This is a genomic window from Streptomyces sp. Isolate_45 (genome assembly GCF_024721315.2).
In the GTDB taxonomy this organism is placed as follows: domain Bacteria; phylum Actinomycetota; class Actinomycetes; order Streptomycetales; family Streptomycetaceae; genus Streptomyces.
In genome coordinates, this window is the sequence record NZ_JANFAK020000084.1 from 1 (window position 1) to 15,285 (window position 15,285).

General features: G+C 70.4%; 15 protein-coding genes. 6 read left to right on the top strand and 9 right to left on the bottom strand.

Translation table 11 applies throughout. The features are described from left to right. Nucleotides 1-501 precede the first annotated feature (501 nt). Nucleotides 502-1,143 (bottom strand): DNA-3-methyladenine glycosylase, encoded by a 642-nt coding sequence (locus tag NOD94_RS24780; protein WP_281208298.1) that lies wholly within the window; start codon nucleotides 1,141-1,143, stop codon nucleotides 502-504. A gap of 118 nt (nucleotides 1,144-1,261) precedes the next feature. On the opposite strand from NOD94_RS24780, the gene NOD94_RS24785 reads away from it, so the two are divergent. The 3 genes from NOD94_RS24785 (at nucleotide 1,262) to NOD94_RS24795 (ending at nucleotide 3,269) form a co-directional block, all read left to right on the top strand. Then, on the top strand, nucleotides 1,262-2,044 hold the full coding sequence (locus tag NOD94_RS24785; protein WP_281208299.1) for a sporulation protein: 783 nt from the start codon (nucleotides 1,262-1,264) through the stop codon (nucleotides 2,042-2,044). Between the two features lie 38 nt (nucleotides 2,045-2,082). After that, complete coding sequence (locus tag NOD94_RS24790; protein ID WP_281208300.1) at nucleotides 2,083-2,616, top strand: YbhB/YbcL family Raf kinase inhibitor-like protein; 534 nt, start codon at nucleotides 2,083-2,085, stop codon at nucleotides 2,614-2,616. A gap of 149 nt (nucleotides 2,617-2,765) precedes the next feature. Further along, nucleotides 2,766-3,269 (top strand): HNH endonuclease, encoded by a 504-nt coding sequence (locus NOD94_RS24795; protein ID WP_281208301.1) that lies wholly within the window; start codon nucleotides 2,766-2,768, stop codon nucleotides 3,267-3,269. 60 nt (nucleotides 3,270-3,329) lie between these two features. On the opposite strand, the gene NOD94_RS24800 is transcribed toward NOD94_RS24795, so the two are convergent. The 4 genes from NOD94_RS24800 to NOD94_RS24815 all read right to left on the bottom strand — a co-directional run bounded on the left by NOD94_RS24800 (nucleotide 3,330) and on the right by NOD94_RS24815 (nucleotide 6,545). Then, the gene (locus NOD94_RS24800; RefSeq protein WP_281208334.1) at nucleotides 3,330-4,100 is read right to left on the bottom strand and encodes a sulfite exporter TauE/SafE family protein; all 771 of its coding nucleotides are present in this window, start codon (nucleotides 4,098-4,100) and stop codon (nucleotides 3,330-3,332) included. Between the two features lie 96 nt (nucleotides 4,101-4,196). Further along, nucleotides 4,197-5,174: an SPFH domain-containing protein gene (locus NOD94_RS24805; protein ID WP_281208302.1), complete on the bottom strand. Its 978-nt coding sequence runs from the start codon at nucleotides 5,172-5,174 to the stop codon at nucleotides 4,197-4,199. Between the two features lie 85 nt (nucleotides 5,175-5,259). After that, nucleotides 5,260-5,688, bottom strand: coding sequence for an NfeD family protein (locus tag NOD94_RS24810; RefSeq protein WP_281208303.1), 429 nt, complete (start codon nucleotides 5,686-5,688; stop codon nucleotides 5,260-5,262). A gap of 56 nt (nucleotides 5,689-5,744) precedes the next feature. Then, a complete protein-coding gene (locus tag NOD94_RS24815; RefSeq protein WP_281208304.1) occupies nucleotides 5,745-6,545 on the bottom strand; it encodes an ABC transporter ATP-binding protein in 801 nt (266 codons plus the stop codon). A gap of 134 nt (nucleotides 6,546-6,679) precedes the next feature. On the opposite strand from NOD94_RS24815, the gene NOD94_RS24820 reads away from it, so the two are divergent. Beyond that, nucleotides 6,680-7,462 carry a hypothetical protein gene (locus tag NOD94_RS24820; RefSeq protein WP_281208305.1) on the top strand — a complete coding sequence of 261 codons (783 nt, stop codon included), beginning with the start codon at nucleotides 6,680-6,682 and terminating at the stop codon, nucleotides 7,460-7,462. Nucleotides 7,463-7,729: 267 nt separating this feature from the next. Here the strand turns inward: NOD94_RS24820 and NOD94_RS24825 are convergent, their stop codons facing one another. The 3 genes from NOD94_RS24825 to NOD94_RS24835 all read right to left on the bottom strand — a co-directional run bounded on the left by NOD94_RS24825 (nucleotide 7,730) and on the right by NOD94_RS24835 (nucleotide 9,935). Continuing rightward, the gene (locus NOD94_RS24825; protein ID WP_281208335.1) at nucleotides 7,730-7,975 is read right to left on the bottom strand and encodes a chaplin; all 246 of its coding nucleotides are present in this window, start codon (nucleotides 7,973-7,975) and stop codon (nucleotides 7,730-7,732) included. 150 nt (nucleotides 7,976-8,125) lie between these two features. Beyond that, nucleotides 8,126-8,776: a response regulator transcription factor gene (locus NOD94_RS24830; RefSeq protein WP_281208306.1), complete on the bottom strand. Its 651-nt coding sequence runs from the start codon at nucleotides 8,774-8,776 to the stop codon at nucleotides 8,126-8,128. Next, nucleotides 8,769-9,935 (bottom strand): GAF domain-containing sensor histidine kinase, encoded by a 1,167-nt coding sequence (locus tag NOD94_RS24835; RefSeq protein ID WP_281208307.1) that lies wholly within the window; start codon nucleotides 9,933-9,935, stop codon nucleotides 8,769-8,771. Before NOD94_RS24835 ends, NOD94_RS24830 begins: the two co-directional genes overlap by 8 nt. Before the next feature lie 472 nt (nucleotides 9,936-10,407). Here NOD94_RS24835 and NOD94_RS24840 point away from each other — a divergent pair, with 472 nt between their 5' ends. Continuing rightward, nucleotides 10,408-11,052 (top strand): transglycosylase SLT domain-containing protein, encoded by a 645-nt coding sequence (locus tag NOD94_RS24840; protein ID WP_281208308.1) that lies wholly within the window; start codon nucleotides 10,408-10,410, stop codon nucleotides 11,050-11,052. 116 nt (nucleotides 11,053-11,168) lie between these two features. On the opposite strand, the gene NOD94_RS24845 is transcribed toward NOD94_RS24840, so the two are convergent. Next, nucleotides 11,169-13,712, bottom strand: coding sequence for an FHA domain-containing protein (locus NOD94_RS24845; RefSeq protein WP_281208309.1), 2,544 nt, complete (start codon nucleotides 13,710-13,712; stop codon nucleotides 11,169-11,171). Between the two features lie 315 nt (nucleotides 13,713-14,027). Here NOD94_RS24845 and serB point away from each other — a divergent pair, with 315 nt between their 5' ends. Beyond that, nucleotides 14,028-15,227: a phosphoserine phosphatase SerB gene (gene serB, locus NOD94_RS24850; protein WP_281208310.1), complete on the top strand. Its 1,200-nt coding sequence runs from the start codon at nucleotides 14,028-14,030 to the stop codon at nucleotides 15,225-15,227. Nucleotides 15,228-15,285 lie beyond the last annotated feature (58 nt).

Below are 15,285 nucleotides of genomic sequence, written 5' to 3' on the forward strand. Positions count from 1 at the left end.
GGTATCAACTTTTGGCGTTGATTTTTGGCACGCTGTTGAGTTCTCAAGGAACGGACGCTTCCTTTGTACTCACCCTCAGTAACAATTACTGGGGCTTTCCTCCGGGCTTTCGTTCTGTTCTGTTCTTGCGTTTCCGACTCTATCAGACTCTCTCGGGCCCGATTTCCTCGGCGCTTTCCAGGTCCTGCGCTTCCGCGCTTTTCCCTTTCCGGCGATTCCAACTCTACCAGATCATTTCCGCGCTCTGCTTCTCGAAAGTCGCAGTGTGGCTTGGATTTGAATTCGGTGACCGTTGGGGGTCTTTGGCCTTTCGGCGCTCCGCTACGTTAGCGCTTTCCCCTTGCGGCTCATAATCGAGCCGGCCGGCGAGTAATTCGGGCATGCCGAACAGGACCCCGCCAGGGGTAAGTCGTAGGTAGTGGTTTGGCCGTTCTGGGGGTCTGCTGAGGCAGTGCCCCGTTCAAGCGGCTCGGGCTACGTTAGGCGTCCGGAACGGCTGAGTCAAGTTGCCCGGCGGCGTGGTGCGTGGGCCCGGTAGGGGCTGACCGTGGGGTCGTTCGTGATCCAGTAGCGGTACGGGTGGGCGGCGCCGGCGCCGCCCACTCCCGTGCGCGGGCCGTTGCTCACCAGGTCGGCCGGGGTGGCCGTGCCGGTGAGGAGGGACAGGGGGGAGTCGGGGCCGTCGCAGAGGTCGGTGCCGTCGAGCGAGCGGTCCACGTCCAGGGCCGTGGCCAGTCGGGCCGGACCCTTGGCGAGTTCCCGCGGGTTTCTGGCGGAGAGTCGACGTTTGGCCGCCAGGTCCGCTCCCGTGATGACCTCGCCCGCCCGCAGCAGTACGCCGCTCGCGTGGCCCGGCGGGCCGCAGACCAGGTTCAGGCTGAACCACATGCCGTAGATGAAGTAGACGTACGCGTGTCCGGGCGGTCCGAACATCGATGCGTTGCGGGCAGTGCGGCCGCGGTAGGCGTGGGAGCCGGGGTCGGCCTGCCCCTCGTACGCCTCCACCTCCGTGATGCGCAGTTCGAGGGGGCCCTCCGCGGTGCGGCGGACCAGGGTGCGACCCAGCAGGTCGGGGGCCACCGTGAGGACCGGGCGGTCGAAGAAGGACCGGGGCAGGGGCGTACGGTCGGGACGCGCGCTCATCCGGTCGAGCGTAACGGAACGCGTCGTCCTGCAACCGGGGCCTAAGGTTCCGCGTTGGTAAAAGGGGTAGGCGCGTGAGTCGCCACATCCTTCGTACAGCCTTAAGGGGAGTTTGAGCATGGGGTTCAGGAAGCTGTTCGCGAGCCTGGGTGCCGGCGGTGCCTCGGTGGACACGGTCATCACCGAGCCGAACGTGGTGCCGGGCGGGATCGTCCAGGGCGAGGTCCGGATCCAGGGCGGGTCCGTGGAGCAGCAGATCGAGGGGCTGTCCGTCGGGCTGCAGGCGCGGGTGGAGGTCGAGGGCGGCGACCAGGAGTACAAGCAGGACGTCGTCTTCACCAAGCAGCGTCTCGGGGGTGCCTTCCAGGTGCAGGCCGGCGCGCTGCACGTGGTGCCGTTCGGGTTGGAGATCCCGGCGGAGACGCCGATCACCCACTTCGGGGGGCAGCACCTGCACGGGATGAACATCGGGGTCAGCACCGAGCTGGAGATCGCGCGCGCGGTCGACGCGGGTGACCTGGACCCGATCAACGTGCACCCGGTGCCCGCGCAGCAGGCGATCCTGGACGCGTTCCGGCAGCTGGGCTTCTCGTTCCGCAGCGCGGACATGGAGCGGGGGCACATCCGCGGGACGCGGCAGACGCTGCCGTTCTACCAGGAGATCGAGTTCCTGCCGCCGTCGCAGTACCGCGGACTGAACCAGGTCGAGCTGACCTTCGTCTCCGACGGGCGCGAGATGGACGTCGTGCTGGAGATGGACAAGAAGCCGGGGCTGTTCAGCGAGGGCAGCGACACCTACCGCTGCTTCCAGGTGGGGCTGCAGTCCTACCAGGACACCGACTGGGCGGCGTACCTGAACCAGTGGATCGCGTCCGTCGGTTCGCAGCGCAACTGGTTCTAGGCTCGGGCCGTACGCGCATCCGATCAGGAGGTTCAGCAGTGGTTCAGCAGCACAGGGCGCCCCTCCCCCATGACTTCCACCCGAAGGTCCCCTCCTTCACCGTGACGAGCGCCGATCTGGCGCACGGCGCGGAGTTGGGCGGGGACCAGGTGTTGTCGGGCGCGAACCTCTCGCCCGCGTTGCGGTGGGAGGGCTTCCCCGAGGGGACGAAGAGCTTCGCCGTGACGTGCTTCGACCCGGACGCGCCCACGGGCAGCGGGTTCTGGCACTGGGTGCTGTTCGACCTGCCGGCCACGGTGACCGAGCTGCCGGCCGGGGCGGGCGGCGGAAAGTTCGAGGGGCTGCCCGCCGGGGCCGTGCACGTGCGCAACGACTACGGCACGAAGGGCTTCGGCGGGGCCGCTCCGCCGGCCGGGGAGCGGCACCGGTACGTGTTCACGGTGTACGCGGTGGATCAGGAGAAGCTCGGGCCTGACGGGGACGTGTCCCCTGCCGTGGTCGGTTTCAATCTGCGCTTCCACACCCTGGGGCGCGCTCACCTCATCGGTGAGTACGAGGCGCCCGCGGGCTGATCGTTCGCCGAGCGTTTGCCCGGTCCTGGTCTAAAGACGGCCAGGACCGGGCATTTTTATTGCGTTGTCCCGCGTGGCGCGCGCGGCCAGAGTGGTTCCGGGCCCTGCAGCCGGTGTGGTCGCGGGCCTGCACACGGGAGGTGGGCGAGATGCGGGACACGCTGGTGCTGAATGCGAGCTTCGAGCCGCTGTCGACGGTGACCTTGAACCGGGCGGTGGTGCTCGTGCTCCAGGACAAGGCCGTGGTCGAACAGTCGCATCCCGAGCTGCGTGTGCGGGCGGCCACCATGGAGCTTCCGATGCCTCGGGTGATCAGGCTCTGCCGGTACGTACGGGTGCCCTTCCGAAGACATGCTCCCTGGTCACGGAGGGGGGTGTTGGTCCGCGACCAACACCGTTGCGCGTACTGCGGGAAGCGCGCGACGACCGTGGACCACGTGCTGCCGCGGGCCCAGGGCGGTGGGGACACCTGGCTGAACACGGTGGCCTCCTGTGCCGAGGACAACCACCGCAAGGCGGCTCGGACTCCGGAGGAGGCCGGGATGCCGTTGCTCCGCAAGCCCTTCGTGCCGTCGCCGGCGGACGCGATGCTGCTGGCGCTGGGTGTGGGCGGCCGGGATCCGCTGCCGGAGTGGCTGGCGCGGTCCGCGTAGTCGTCCGCCCCGTGCGCCCTGCTGTCGGGCGCACGGGGCGACGCATTTCTCCTACGCCGTTCAGCGGAGCAGGATCTGGACGATCGCGAGGATTCCGACCGTCACGATGACCCCGCGCAGGACGGTGGGCGAAAGCCGGCGGCCGACCTTGGCTCCGATCTGTCCGCCGAGGGTGGAGCCGACGGCGATGAGGAGCACCGCCGTCCAGTCGAACTCCGCGACGAAGAGGAAGAAGACGGCGGCGATGCCGTTCACGAGGGCGGCGATGACGTTCTTGACGGCGTTGACGCGTTGCAGGTCCTCGTGGAGCAGCAGACCCATGAGTCCGAGGTAGAGCACGCCCTGGGCGGCCCCGAAGTAGCCTCCGTAGGCGCTGGAGAACAGCATGCCGGTGAGGAGGACGGGGCCGCCTTCGCGTTCCTGCGTGTCGGTGCCCGCGGCTTCTCGGCGGCGGCGCAGGGACGCGGCGAGGCGGGGCTGGAGGACGACGAGGACGAGGGCCAGTCCGATGAGGACGGGCACGATCGTGTCGAAGGACTCCGGGGGCAGGACGAGGAGCAGGACCGCGCCCGCGAGGCCGCCGACGAGGGAAACGGCGCCGAGGCGCAGGACGCGGGCGCGCTGCCCCTTGAGTTCGTTGCGGTAGCCGATGGCGCCGCTGATGGAACCGGGCACCAGGCCGAGGGTGTTGGAGACGTTGGCGGTGACCGGGGGCAGGCCGGTGGCGAGGAGTACCGGGAAGGTGATCAGGGTGCCGGAACCGACGATGGTGTTGATCGTGCCGGCGCCGATCCCGGCGGCGAGGACCGCGAGCGATTCCCAGATGGACATGGACATGGACGGAGCCATCCCCTTTGCGTGAGTGAGTCGCCTCCCCGCCATGAAGGTCGAGGGGCCTCACCGATCATGCCCGAGGGGTGGGTGGTCTCAGTCGATGGGGGGCTGCTCGCGCCGGTCGCCGGCGCCCGTCGTGTCGTTGCCGCCCTTGCCGCTGTTCTGCGGATTGAAGCCGCTCGGGCTCCCGCCGCCCATGGGGCCGAAGTTGCCCATGGCGCCCGAGAGGCCCTTGAGCGCGTCCCCGATCTCGCTGGGCACGATCCAGAGCTTGTTGGCGTCGCCTTCGGCGATCTTCGGGAGCATCTGGAGGTACTGGTAGGCGAGGAGCTTCTGGTCGGCGTCGCCGGCGTGGATGGACTCGAAGACCGTGCGGATGGCCTGGGCCTCGCCCTCGGCGCGCAGGGCCGCGGCCTTGGCGTCACCTTCGGCGCGGAGGATGGAGGACTGCTTCTCGCCCTCGGCGCGCAGGATCTCGGACTGCCGGACACCTTCGGCCTGGAGGATGGCGGCGCGCTTGTCGCGGTCGGCGCGCATCTGCTTCTCCATCGAGTCCTGGATGGAGGTCGGCGGCTCGATGGCCTTGAGCTCGACGCGGTTGACGCGGATGCCCCACTTGCCGGTGGCCTCGTCGAGGACGCCGCGGAGGGCCGCGTTGATCTCCTCGCGGGAGGTGAGGGTCCGTTCCAGGTCCATGCCGCCGATGATGTTGCGGAGGGTGGTGACGGTGAGCTGCTCGATGGCCTGGATGTAGCTGGCCACCTCGTACGTCGCGGCGCGGGCGTCGGTCACCTGGTAGTAGATGACGGTGTCGATGTTGACGACCAGGTTGTCCTGGGTGATCACCGGCTGCGGCGGGAACGGGACGACCTGTTCGCGCAGGTCGATGCGGTTGCGGATCGAGTCGATGAACGGGACGACGATGTTGAGGCCCGCGTTGAGGGTGCGGGTGTAGCGGCCGAAGCGTTCGACGATGGCTGCGCTGGCCTGCGGGATCACCTGGATCGTCTTGACCAGGGCGATGAAGACCAGAACCACCAGGATGATCAGGACGATGATGATCGGTTGCATGCGGTTCCCCGTGCCCTTCCGGCTGTCTGTGCTGCCCCGTTGAGCGGAGTCTCGCAGACCCCGGGGCCGCGGGTCGGCTGCTTTCTCACATCACGACGGCGGTCGCTCCGTCGATGTCGACGACGTCGACGGACTGGCCGGGTTCGAAACTGGTGTCCGCGTCGAGGGTGCGGGCGGACCAGACCTCGCCGGCCAGTTTGATCCGGCCTCCGCGGCCGTCGACGCGTTCGAGGACGACGGCGGACCTGCCCTTCAACGCGTCGATACCGCTGCGGTGTTGGGGGCGTTGGTTGCGGTGCCGGTTGGCGATCGGACGGACCACGGCGATGAGCGCCACGGACACGATCACGAAGACCAGGACCTGGGCGACCACTCCCCCGCCGAGGGCCGCCGTGACGGCGGCCGCCACCGCGCCGATGGCGAACATGCCGAATTCCGGAAGGGCGGTGAGGACGAGGGGGATGCCCAGTCCGACCGCGCCGATGAGCCACCACACCCATGCGTCGATGTCCACATGGTCATGGTAGGTCGGGTGGGCGCGGTCGGGACAGTGCGCGACCGGGACGGGTGCTAGCGCAGCGGCAGGCCCTGGGCGGTCCAGCGGTCGTGGTCGTTGCGCTCGACGACCAGCGGGAGGCCGAAGCAGAGCGAGAGGTTGCGCGAGGTGAGTTCGAGGTCGATGGGGCCGGCGGTGACGACCTTGCCCTGACGGATCATCAGGACGTGGGTGAAGCCGGGGGCGATCTCCTCGACGTGGTGGGTGACCATGACCATGGAGGGGGCCAGCGGGTCGCGGGCGAGGCGGCCGAGGCGACGTACGAGGTCCTCGCGGCCGCCGAGGTCGAGGCCGGCGGCGGGCTCGTCGAGGAGGAGCAGCTCGGGGTCGGTCATCAGGGCGCGGGCGATCAGGGTGCGCTTGCGCTCGCCCTCGGAGAGCGTGCCGAACCTGCGCTCCAGGTAGTCGGTCATGCCGAGGCGGTCGAGGAAGGCGCGGGCGCGCTGCTCGTCGATGTCCTCGTACTCCTCCTGCCAGGTCGCGGTCATGCCGTAGGCGGCGGTGAGCACGGTCTGCAGGACGGTCTGCCGCTTGGGCAGCTTGTCGGCCATGGCGATGCCGGCCACGCCGATGCGGGGGCGCAGCTCGAACACGTCGGTACCCGGCTTGCCGAGGGTGCCGCCGAGGATGGTGGCGGTGCCCTTGGTGGGGAAGAGGTAGCTGGAGGCGAGGTTCAGCAGTGTGGTCTTGCCGGCGCCGTTGGGGCCGAGGATCACCCAGCGCTCCCCCTCCTTCACCGACCAGGAGACCTGGTCCACCAGAGCCCGGCCCTCGCGGACCACGGATACGTCCACCAGCTCCAGAACATCGCTCATGAGCGTGTTGTCACCCCTTGCAGTCACGGTTCTCTGTGCGCCGGCAGGCGCAGCCCCTGGGGGAAAACCTACGCCACTCGGGGAGGGGTCCGGTTCCGGGGCCGGGTGCGGGGCGCGATCCGTAAAGTGGGGGGATGCTTTTCGAACCACGTTCAGGGCGGCTGGCCGCCTGGGGGAACGCGCTGCTGGCCGGTTTGGTGTCGCCCGACGAGGCCGCGTCGTCGATCGTCGGTGAGGACTCCGTGCACCGGGTGACCGGGCTGCCGGGGGAACCGGGTCCGGTGGGGCTCACGCTGGCGCTCGGCCGGTTGCGGGTGCTGGGGGTGAGCGGGCTGCGGGTGGCACTGCCCGCGCCGGGGCATCCGTTGGGGTTGAGCGGGCCGGCGGAGTTCAACGCGCGGGCGTTGGAGGCCGAGGAGGCGGTGGTCGCGGTGGGGGCGGCGCTGGGGTTGGTGCCGGAGGTGGTGGAGGCCGGGCCGGCCGGGGACCTGCACGTCTCGGTGACCTGGCACTGCCTGCCGGTACGGGAGGCCCCGCCGGCGGACGTGCCGTCGCTCGGTGAGGCGGAGCGGGAACTGGCGGAGGCGCTGCGCGAGGCGACGGTCGTACTGACCCGGCTGGACGTGGCGGGGTCGGGGCCGGTCGCGGAGGCGGCGCTGTCGGCGTACCGGGCGCGGGCGGAGGCGGGCCGTGACGTGCTGGCTCCGGGGTATCCGCCGCGGGCGGTGCGGGTGCTGGCGCTGGCGCAGCGGGTGGACCTGATGGTGTCGCTGGCGTACGAGAACGGGCCCGGGGGTGCGGTGGCCGCCTCTGAGATGGCGGCGCGGTCCGAGGCGCTGCGGCCTGTGGAGCGGGTGGCGCGGCGGGCCCTGGTGGCGGCGTACAACGCGGCGGTGGAGGAGCGCGAGCGGGGCTGACGCCGAGTCCGAGCCCGGAGCGGTGGGGAGGGCCGGTGGGGTCCGGGCGCGTTGTTCGTGGGGCGGGGCCGGGGGCGGGGTGGGGTGTCGTCCGGGGCGGGCATGATTTATGGCGCCCTGTCCGGGGCTGCGTTCCTCAGGGGTACCGCGCGCCAACAAATCACGTTTTGGCCCCGGACGACACCCCACCCCGCCCCCGGCCCCTCAGGAACGCCGCGGCCCCGCTTCTTCCCGGGGAGAGGTGGGGAAGCGGGGCCGCGGGGTGGGTCAGTGGTTGACGCCGGCGTTGCCGAAGGCGGGGTTGAGCAGGCCGATCACGTTGACGGTGTTGCCGACGACGTTCACGGGGACGTGGACGGGGACCTGGAGCAGGTTCCCGGAGGCCACGCCGGGCGAGTGCTGGGCCACGCCCTCCGCGGACGCACCGCCGTGCGCCGAGGAGACACCCGCGCCGGCGGCGACGAGGCCACCCGCGATCATGGTGACGGCTGCGGCCTTCTTGAAGTTCTTCACGTTCTCGTCCTCCAGTGCGTCCGCCGCGACCAGCCGTCGCGACACGCCATGGAGAACGCCCGGCCCGGTGGGCGGGATACGCCATGTGGGCTACATACACCCGACCGTATGAATCTCTGCTGAATCACAGTGCGTACGCAGACGGTCTGATTACTCCGCCATTCCGTGCCTGACCGCCCACAATGCGGCCTGCGTCCGGTCGGAGAGGTCCAGTTTCATCAGGATGTTCGAGACGTGCGTCTTGACCGTCTTCTCCGACAGCACCAGCGCGCGGGCGATCTCCCGGTTGGAGCGGCCGTCCGCGATGAGGCCGAGGACCTCGCGTTCGCGGTCGGTCAGGGCGCCGGGGCGGCCCGCGGAGGAGGGCTGGTCCTCCTGGGCGAGGAGCGCCTGTGCCACCTCGGGCTGGAGCAGGACGTGGCCCGCGTGCACGGAGCGGATGGCTCCGGCCAGGGCGTCGGGGTCGATGTCCTTGTAGACGTACCCGGCGGCGCCGGCCCGCAGGGCGGGGACGACCGTGCGCTGCTCGGTGAAGCTGGTGACGATCAGGACCCGTGCCGGGTTCCCCAGGGCGCGCAGCCGTCGCAGGGCCTCGATGCCGTCGGTGCCCGGCATCTTGACGTCCATGAGGATGACGTCGGGCCGCAGTTCCTCGGCGCGCTCGATGCCCTCCTCGCCGTCGCCGCCCTCGCCGACCACCTCTATGTCGTCCTGGACCTCCAGGAACGTGCGCAGGCCGCGCCGGACGACCTGGTGGTCGTCGACCAGCAGGACGCGGATGCGGACCGGGGTGTCAGCCACCGGGGACCTCCATCTCGATCGTGGTGCCCTTGCCGGGCTCGGAGTGGACCTCCAGCCGTCCGCCGGAGCCGCTCGCGCGGTCCCGCATGGAGACCAGCCCGAGGTGGCGGCCCGCCTTGCGGACCGTGGAAGGGGAGAAGCCGCGGCCCCAGTCGCGTACGCGCAGGACCGCGCCGCCCGCCGGGGTCCGGGCGAGGGCGACCTCGACGCGGTCCGCGCCGGAGTGCCGCAGGGCGTTGTGGAGGGCTTCCTGGGCGACGCGCAGGAGCGCCTCCTCCTGGTTCGCGGGCAGGGCCCGTACGCCTTCGCAGGTGAAGGAGACGTGCGCGGCGTGGGCCCGGTCCAGGACGCGGACGTGGTCGCGCAGGGTCGCGACGAGCCCGTCGTCGTCCAGTGCGGCCGGGCGGAGCTCGGTCACGGCGGCGCGCAGTTCGTCGGCGGCCTCCGCGGCCAGGGCGGCGACCTGGTGGAGCTCGTCCTTGGCCCGGACGGGGTCGCGGTCCACGAGGGCGGCGGCGGCCTGGGCGGTGAGGCGCAGGGAGAACAGTTTCTGGCTGACGGCGTCGTGCAGCTCGTGGGCGAGGCGGGAGCGCTCCTCGGCGATGGTCAGCTCGCGGCTGCGCTCGTAGAGGCGGGCGTTGGTGAGGGCGATGGCCGCGTGCTGGGCGAGGAGGGAGAGGAGCTCCTCGTCCGCGTCGGTGAAGCCGACGGGGTGGTCGACGCCGCCGGGGGCGCTCCCGGGGGCGGGGCGCTTGTTGGCGAGGAAGAGGGCGCCGAGGGTCTCCTCGCCGTCCCTGATGGGCATGCCGAGGAAGTCGGACATGTCGGGGTGGGCGGCGGGCCAGCCCCCGAAGCGCGGGTCCTGGCGCACGTCGGCCAGCCGCTCGGGGGCGTCCTGGTGGAGCATCGCGGCGAGGACCCCGTGCTGGCGGGGCAGGGGGCCGATGCGGCGCCACTGTTCCTCGCTGATGCCGTCCACGACGAACTGGGCGAAGCCCCCGTGGTCGTCCGGGACGCCGAGGGCGGCGTACTCGGCGTCGAGGAGTTCGCGGGCCGAGGCGACGATCGTGCGCAGTACGTCGTGGACCTCCATGCGGCGGCTCATGGCGAGCAGCGCGGTGCTGACGGCAGCGAGTCCCGTGCAGGGTCCGTAGTGCATGGGATCACCGTACCGGCGGCCCTGACCTGCGGGATCGGGCATCGGGACTAGGTCGGTGGGCCCGGGGCGTACGGCGGAGGGAGGGGGCGGCGGGGCCGCCGGGTCCGCCCTGGGGACGAGGCGGGCGGGCGGCGGGCCATCCCGGGGGAGGACATCCGTCACGTTGTGCGTTGCTGTCGCAACGGTGGGCGAGATCGTTACGTGACCGATGTGAGCCCCGGCATAGGACCCACATCACTTACGAAGCTGCGTAGTGGACAGGTAAAGGTCCTGTCAGGTCGGTTGCGCCTAGTGCGGTGACCGTCATTCCGGATTCGTCCCGGGGCCCTGATCCACTAAGCGGGATCGTACGTCACACCTTTGCCAGGCGTTTTTGCCACCGCTAAGAATGTCGACGTCGCACAGCGCCGCGGGTCCCGGATCCGAGCGGCGCCTTCCTGCGACTCCCGCTATTCGAAGAGGTTGCCCCGCCATGTCTGCTTCCAGCACTCCCGGTCACAGTCGTCTGACGAAGGCACACAAGCTGTCCGTTGCCGGTGTCGCCACGCTCGGTGCCGCCGCGCTCGCCTTCTCCCTCGTCCCGGCCGGTGCCGCGGAGACGCAGTCGGTGACGATCAACGCCGCCCCCGTGGCGTGGACCCCGACGGTTCAGCAGCACCTCGGCGCGCAGCAGGCCGTCGCGAGCAAGCTGGCGAAGGACACGGCGGCCGCCAAGGCCAAGGCCGCTGCCGCCGCCAAGGCGGAGCGCGACAAGACGGCGGCCGCGAGCCGGTCCGCGGTCCGCACCCCGGTCTTCGCGAACAACCTCGACGGTTGGATCAAGGAAGCGCTCTTCATCATGAAGCGCGAGGGGATTCCGGGCACGTACTCCGGCATCCACAAGAACGTCATGCGCGAGTCCAGCGGCAACCCGCTGGCGATCAACAAGTGGGACATCAACGCCCAGAACGGCATTCCCAGCAAGGGTCTGCTCCAGGTCATCTACCCGACCTTCAAGGCGTACCACGTCAAGGGCACCAAGTTCGACCAGTACGACCCGGTCGCGAACATCGTCGCCGCCTGCAACTACGCGGCCGACCGCTACGGCTCCATGGACAACGTCAACAGCGCCTACTAGGCCACTGACGTCCCGCACCCCCATGCGCCTCAGGGCGGCCCCCGGAATTCCGGGGGCCGCCCTGAGGCGTTTTCCGTGCGCGGGGCGCGGGCGCGGGGCCCGCGTGCGCGGTGTCGTTACTTGCCGGCCCGCATGACCTCGGGCTCGTGGCGGCGCAGCAGGCGCTGGACCAGGAAGCCGCAGGCGACGCCGATGAGCAGCAGGACGGTGATGTTCAGGCTCCACTGCCCGGCGGTGGCGTCCCAGAGCGGGTCGGTGTTCGTCGGGTTGTCGCGGTCCCACGGCGGCATGAGCCTGCCGAGGTTCAGCGTGGTGCCGGCGGCGGCGACGGCCCAGCGGGACGGCATCAGCCAGGCGAACTGTTCCAGGCCCGGGGAGTCGTAGACCTGGAAGAGGATGCCGGTGAAGACGACCTGGACGATCGCGAACATGACCAGCAGCGGCATCGTCTTCTCGGCGGTCTTGACCAGCGAGGAGATCACGAGGCCGAACATCATCGAGGTGAAGCCGAGGGCGATGACCGACACGCACAGCTCGACGGCCGGCGGCATCAGCAGGCCCTCGGTGGGCAGGTCGCGCGGGAAGAAGCCGATCGCGCAGATGACCACGCCCTGGACGGCCGTGATGACGCCGAGAACGATCACCTTCGACATGAGGTACGCGGACCGGGACAGGCCGGTCGCGCGCTCACGCTCGTAGATGACGCGTTCCTTGATCAGTTCTCGGACCGAGTTCGCGGCGCCCGAGAAGCACATGCCGACCGCGAGGATCAGCATGATCGTGCCGGCGTCGCCGTTGAACTGGGACGGCGGGCGCGGGGGCGCGAGGCCGAAGGTCGCGGGGATGACCGTGGACACCACACCCAGCACCGCGGGCAGGATCAGCATCAGGCCGATGAAGCCCTTGTCGGAGGCGATCACCGAGACGTAGCGGCGGATCAGCGTCCAGAGCTGCGAGCCCCAGCCCTGCGGCTTGGGCGGGCGCATCTGCTGCGGCGAGGGGAAGGCGACGGACTGCGGGGCGACCGCGTCGATGTCGGCGGCGTACAGCTGGTAGTGCTGCGAGCCCTTCCAGCGGCCGGCCCAGTCGTAGTCGCGGAACTCCTCGAAGGCGGAGAACACGTCGGCCCAGGTGCTGTAGCCGAAGAAGTTCAGCGCGTCGTCCGGCGGGCCGAAGTAGGCGACGGAACCGCCGGGGGCCATGACCAGCAGCTTGTCGCAGATGGCCAGCTCGGCGACGGAGTGGGTGACGACGAGGACCGTGCGGCCGTCGTCGGCGAGGCCGCGCAGCAGCTGCATGACGTCGCGGTCCATGCCCGGGTCGAGGCCGGAGGTCGGCTCGTCCAGGAAGATCAGCGACGGCTTGGTGAGCAGCTCCAGGGCCACGGACACGCGCTTGCGCTGACCACCGGAGAGCGAGGTGATCTTCTTGTCCTTGTGGACGTCGAGCTTGAGCTCGCGCAGCACCTCGTTGATGCGGGCCACGCGCTCGGACTCGGCGGTGTCGCCGGGGAAGCGGAGCTTGGCCGCGTACTTGAGGGCGGTGCTGACCTTCAGTTCCTTGTGCAGGATGTCGTCCTGCGGGACCAGGCCGATGCGCTGGCGGAGCTCCGCGAACTGCTTGTACAGGTTGCGGTTGTCGTAGAGGACGTCGCCCTGGTCGGCGGGCCGGTAGCCGGTCAGTGCCTTCAGGAGGGTCGACTTGCCGGAGCCGGAGGGACCGATGACGCCGATGAGCGACTTCTCCGGGACGCCGAAGGTGACGTCCTTGAGGATCTGCTTGCCGCCGTCGACGGTCACGGTGAGGTGGCGGGCCGAGAAGGAGACCTCGCCGGTGTCGACGAACTCCTCCAGTCGGTCGCCGACGATGCGGAACGTCGAGTGGCCGACGCCGACGATGTCGTTCGGGCCGAGGAGCGCCGTGCCGGACTTGGCGAGCGGCTGACCGTTGACGTAGGTGCCGTTGTGGCTGCCGAGGTCGTGGATCTCGAAACGGCCGCCGGGCATCGAGCGGAACTCGGCGTGGTGGCGGGAGACCTGGAGGTCGGAGACGACCAGCTCGTTCTCCAGCGCACGGCCGATGCGCATGACGTGGCCCAGCGAGAGCTGGTGGAACGTCGTCGGGCTGCGGTGGTCGTGGTAGCCGGGGTTCGGCGCGGTCTGCGCCGGGCCGCCGGCCTGCTGCTGCGGCACGTGCGGCTGTCGGCCCTGGTGCTGCGGCTGCTGGTGGTGCGCCTGCTGCTGGTGCTGCGGCTGCTGCTCCCAGGGCTGCTGCTGGGCCGGGGCCCGGTAGGCCGGGGCCTGCTGGTGCGCCTGCCCCTGCGCGGCCGGGGCCTGGTAGGCCGGGGCCGACTGGGCGGCGGCCGGGGCGGCGGCGGTCAGGTCGAGCCGCGGACCGTCGGTCGCGTTGCCCAGGTGGACCGGCGTGCCGGGCACGAGCTCGGTCTGCTGGACCCGCGCTCCGCGCACGTAGGTGCCGTTGGTGCTGCCGTGGTCCTCGATGCCCCAATTCCGGCCGTTCCAGGTGATGGTGGCGTGCCGCCACGACACCCGGGCGTCGTCGATCACCACGTCACCCTGGGGATCACGCCCCAACGAGTACGACCGGGACGGATCCAGCGTCCAGGTCCTGCCATTCAATTCCAGTACGAGTTCCGGCACTCCAGCCCCACTTAAGTCCCCCGAGAATCCCCCTGACGTCAGGGAGTCTAGGGATGGCGAACATCCGGGGGAACTATTTCAGGCCTGCGGCCACATGTGGAATCGGGGCCTCGCGGGGTGCCCCCGTCCGCCGGTCGGCGGGGGCAAAAGTCGCCCGGAGAGTGAAATACGGGGACTTCTCGCCCGGGTGTCGCGAGGACGCGGAGCCGGCCCGCGGCCGCCGGGGCGCACCGGGCGGGCCCGCGCGAGGGGGGCGGTTCAGGGAGTGGGACGGATGTCCGTCCGCCGGAGCCGGGAAGATACGGTGAGGGCACCATGAGCGCTTCGCAGACCTCCGACGTCCCCACCCTCCTCGTCAAGATCTTCGGCAAGGACCGTCCCGGGATCACCGCCGGGCTGTTCGACACCCTCGCCGCCTATTCCGTCGATGTCGTCGACATCGAGCAGGTCGTCACCCGTGGCCGCATCGTCCTGTGCGCCCTCGTCACCAAACCGGCCGGCGCCGGCGAGGGCGAGTTGCGGGCCACCGTCCACAGCTGGGCAGAGTCGCTCAAGCTCCAGGCCGAGATCCTCTCAGGGACCGGCGACAACCGGCCGCGTGGCAGTGGGCGCTCCCACGTCACCGTCCTCGGGCACCCGCTCACCGCGGAGTCCACCGCGGCCATAGCCGCACGGATCACCGGGTCCGGCGGCAACATCGACCGCATCTTCCGGCTCGCGAAGTATCCGGTGACGGCGGTCGAGTTCGCCGTGTCCGGTGTGGAGACGGAGCCGCTGCGCACCGCCCTGGCCACCGCCTCCGCGCAGATCGGCGTCGACGTGGCCGTGGTCTCGGCGGGGCTGCACCGCCGGGCGCAGCGGTTGGTCGTGATGGACGTGGACTCGACCCTGATCCAGGACGAGGTCATCGAGCTCTTCGCCGCGCACGCGGGCTGCGAGGCCGAGGTCGCGGAGGTGACCGAGCGGGCGATGCGCGGGGAGCTGGACTTCGAGCAGTCCCTGCACGCCCGGGTCGCGCTGCTGGCGGGGCTGGACGCGTCGGTGGTGGACAAGGTCCGCTCCGAGGTCCGGCTGACCCCCGGCGCGCGGACGTTGATCCGCACGCTGAAGACCCTCGGCTATCAGGTGGGCGTGGTCTCGGGCGGGTTCACCCAGGTGACGGACGACCTGCGGGAGCGGCTCGGGCTGGACTTCGCCTCGGCGAACACTTTGGAGATCCTGGAGGGGAAGCTGACCGGCCGGGTCACGGGCGAGATCGTGGACCGCGCCGGCAAGGCCCGACTGCTGCGGCGCTTCGCCGCCGAGGCGGGTGTTCCGCTGGCCCAGACCGTGGCGATCGGGGACGGCGCCAACGACCTCGACATGCTGAACGCCGCGGGTCTGGGAGTGGCCTTCAATGCCAAGCCGGTGGTGCGCGAGGCCGCGCACACGGCGGTGAACGTGCCCTTCCTGGACGCGGTCCTGTATCTGCTCGGCATCACCCGCGAGGAAGTCGAGGCCGCTGACCTGGCCTGACGGGCCGGAAGCACCACATCGGACTTTCCATACCGCCCGGTCGGGTTATCCCGGCCGG

What these genes read in the sequence shown, in the direction of transcription:
- NOD94_RS24795 (WP_281208301.1), top strand. Translation starts at nt 2,766, where the DNA reads ATGCGGGACACGCTGGTGCTGAATGCGAGCTTCGAGCCGCTGTCGACG.
- NOD94_RS24780 (WP_281208298.1), bottom strand. Translation starts at nt 1,143, where the DNA reads ATGAGCGCGCGTCCCGACCGTACGCCCCTGCCCCGGTCCTTCTTCGAC.
- NOD94_RS24805 (WP_281208302.1), bottom strand. Translation starts at nt 5,174, where the DNA reads ATGCAACCGATCATCATCGTCCTGATCATCCTGGTGGTTCTGGTCTTC.
- serB (WP_281208310.1), top strand. Translation starts at nt 14,028, where the DNA reads ATGAGCGCTTCGCAGACCTCCGACGTCCCCACCCTCCTCGTCAAGATC.
- NOD94_RS24820 (WP_281208305.1), top strand. Translation starts at nt 6,680, where the DNA reads ATGCTTTTCGAACCACGTTCAGGGCGGCTGGCCGCCTGGGGGAACGCG.
- NOD94_RS24800 (WP_281208334.1), bottom strand. Translation starts at nt 4,100, where the DNA reads ATGTCCATCTGGGAATCGCTCGCGGTCCTCGCCGCCGGGATCGGCGCC.
- NOD94_RS24840 (WP_281208308.1), top strand. Translation starts at nt 10,408, where the DNA reads ATGTCTGCTTCCAGCACTCCCGGTCACAGTCGTCTGACGAAGGCACAC.
- NOD94_RS24835 (WP_281208307.1), bottom strand. Translation starts at nt 9,935, where the DNA reads ATGCACTACGGACCCTGCACGGGACTCGCTGCCGTCAGCACCGCGCTG.
- NOD94_RS24785 (WP_281208299.1), top strand. Translation starts at nt 1,262, where the DNA reads ATGGGGTTCAGGAAGCTGTTCGCGAGCCTGGGTGCCGGCGGTGCCTCG.
- NOD94_RS24815 (WP_281208304.1), bottom strand. Translation starts at nt 6,545, where the DNA reads ATGAGCGATGTTCTGGAGCTGGTGGACGTATCCGTGGTCCGCGAGGGC.